At 50.6% G+C, this 1,473-nt stretch carries 4 protein-coding genes; all 4 read right to left on the bottom strand.

All coding sequences use genetic code 11. The features are described 5' to 3' along the window. Positions 1 to 226, bottom strand: a 226-nt coding sequence (locus tag E0E41_RS18380; protein ID WP_130871333.1) for a hypothetical protein, incomplete at its 3' end; no start/stop codon positions are given. 61 nt (positions 227 to 287) lie between these two features. Continuing rightward, positions 288 to 470, bottom strand: a complete 183-nt coding sequence (locus tag E0E41_RS18375) for a hypothetical protein (RefSeq protein ID WP_130871332.1) — start codon at positions 468 to 470, stop codon at positions 288 to 290. Positions 471 to 484: 14 nt separating this feature from the next. Beyond that, positions 485 to 649 carry a hypothetical protein gene (locus E0E41_RS18685; RefSeq protein ID WP_165450556.1) on the bottom strand — a complete coding sequence of 55 codons (165 nt, stop codon included), beginning with the start codon at positions 647 to 649 and terminating at the stop codon, positions 485 to 487. A 193-nt stretch (positions 650 to 842) separates the two neighbouring features. Further along, positions 843 to 1,343, bottom strand: coding sequence for a hypothetical protein (locus E0E41_RS18370; protein WP_130871331.1), 501 nt, complete (start codon positions 1,341 to 1,343; stop codon positions 843 to 845). Positions 1,344 to 1,473: the final 130 nt, after the last annotated feature.

Here is a 1,473-nt window from a genome sequence, read left to right as displayed (position 1 = left end):
AAAGAACCGAACAAATTTCCTCACGGGACACATCTTCCTCAAAAGCTTCAAAAAACGCATCCTCCACATAAACAGAAACCATATCGCCATCGTAAGAAATCGTAGCATATTCGGGCGGAAAATGTATACCGAACTCATATGTATATTCAGGCTCCGCTGCAAAGGCGGAAACCATCAAAATACAGAACAAAGTAGACACGACGAGACCGAAACGAAAGAACTTCAAGAAATCACCTTCTTCCAAAAACAAAGGGCGGCGGCAAATGCCGCCGCCCGAACAGGTGGGGTCACACGTTGAGCATACGGCGGAACAGGCCAACACCCACGCCGATGAAGCCCATCACGACACCGATCAGGAGAATAGGGTTATCGGCAATGGTATCGGCAACCGTACCGACCCAGCCAACGGCGGAGGTGAACACCTCGCCGACAGTGGTGAGCAGAGTACCCATAGCAGTCGTTTCCTCCATGTCTCACACCTCCGTCAGACATTGAGCATACGGCGGAACAGGCCAACGCCTACGCCGATGAAGCCCATGACGACACCGATCAGGAGCAGAGGCTCCCCGGTGATAGTGGTAGCAACAGTGCCGACCCAGCCGACAGCGGCAGTAAAGACCTCAGTCACAGTAGAGAGTAGTTCAGTCATAGTCATTTTTACACCTTTCTTTCAGTTTTTTTGAGAGGTACAATCGTGGCCAACGATTTTGTATGTTAAGGCATAAGCTGCCGAAACACCTTTGCTATGCCAATCAGGCACACAATGGAGAAGAGATAAATCATAGGCTCAGCGCTGAGAAAATCAGCGATACAGCCCAGGAGAGAGGAAGAAAAGGATATCATCAGGTCCACTTGAACAGCCCTTCAATCATACGGAACACACAATACAGGGACATAGCAAACAAGGCAACAGAGGCGATCCAATGCCAATCCAGACCGGCAAGGCCGGGAACGACTTCCGAATAGGTCACACTGGAGCCATCCGGGAGATATTCTGTCACCGTCTGCGTCCGGGGCGTATAGGAGCCAAAAAGAGCGGTAACGAGGCCAGGCATAGTCTCAGAATCCGCGGGAGCGGCAGTATCATCCAAAGTACGGGTAGAATAAGCCGGGCTGACCTCAGAGGACGGCTCAGGAGAAGCAGGAACAGAATCAACGGAAGGGACAGTAACATTAACCGTGATATTCCCGCTATCCGTGTCGGTAGTAAAAGTCTCGGTGGACGTACCGGGGATGATATCAGCATCCATCACGTCCACATCACCCTCAGCAGCCAAAGCAGAAGGAAAAGACACAAAGCACAGAAGAAAAACAAATACGGGGGCCAATCGAAAAAAATTCATAACACACTCCTATTACAATAAATTTGGACAGGAAAGCCGGGCAGCCAGTCCGGCTTTCCCTCCATCTCGTGCCTAAGCTACAATAAGAGGAGCAACTGGCTGACCACTCACTCCTTGGGCTTGTAAGTCC

It is taken from the genome of Intestinimonas massiliensis (ex Afouda et al. 2020), from assembly GCF_900626285.1.
In the GTDB taxonomy this organism is placed as follows: Bacteria; Bacillota; Clostridia; order Oscillospirales; family Oscillospiraceae; genus Flavonifractor; species Flavonifractor massiliensis_A.
Note: the sequence above shows the minus strand (reverse complement) of the source record. Positions and strands in the feature narration are given on the sequence as shown.

Coding starts and splice junctions, on each gene's coding strand:
- E0E41_RS18375 (WP_130871332.1), bottom strand. CDS start 470: ATGGAGGAAACGACTGCTATGGGTACTCTGCTCACCACTGTCGGCGAG.
- E0E41_RS18370 (WP_130871331.1), bottom strand. CDS start 1,343: ATGAATTTTTTTCGATTGGCCCCCGTATTTGTTTTTCTTCTGTGCTTT.
- E0E41_RS18685 (WP_165450556.1), bottom strand. CDS start 649: ATGACTGAACTACTCTCTACTGTGACTGAGGTCTTTACTGCCGCTGTC.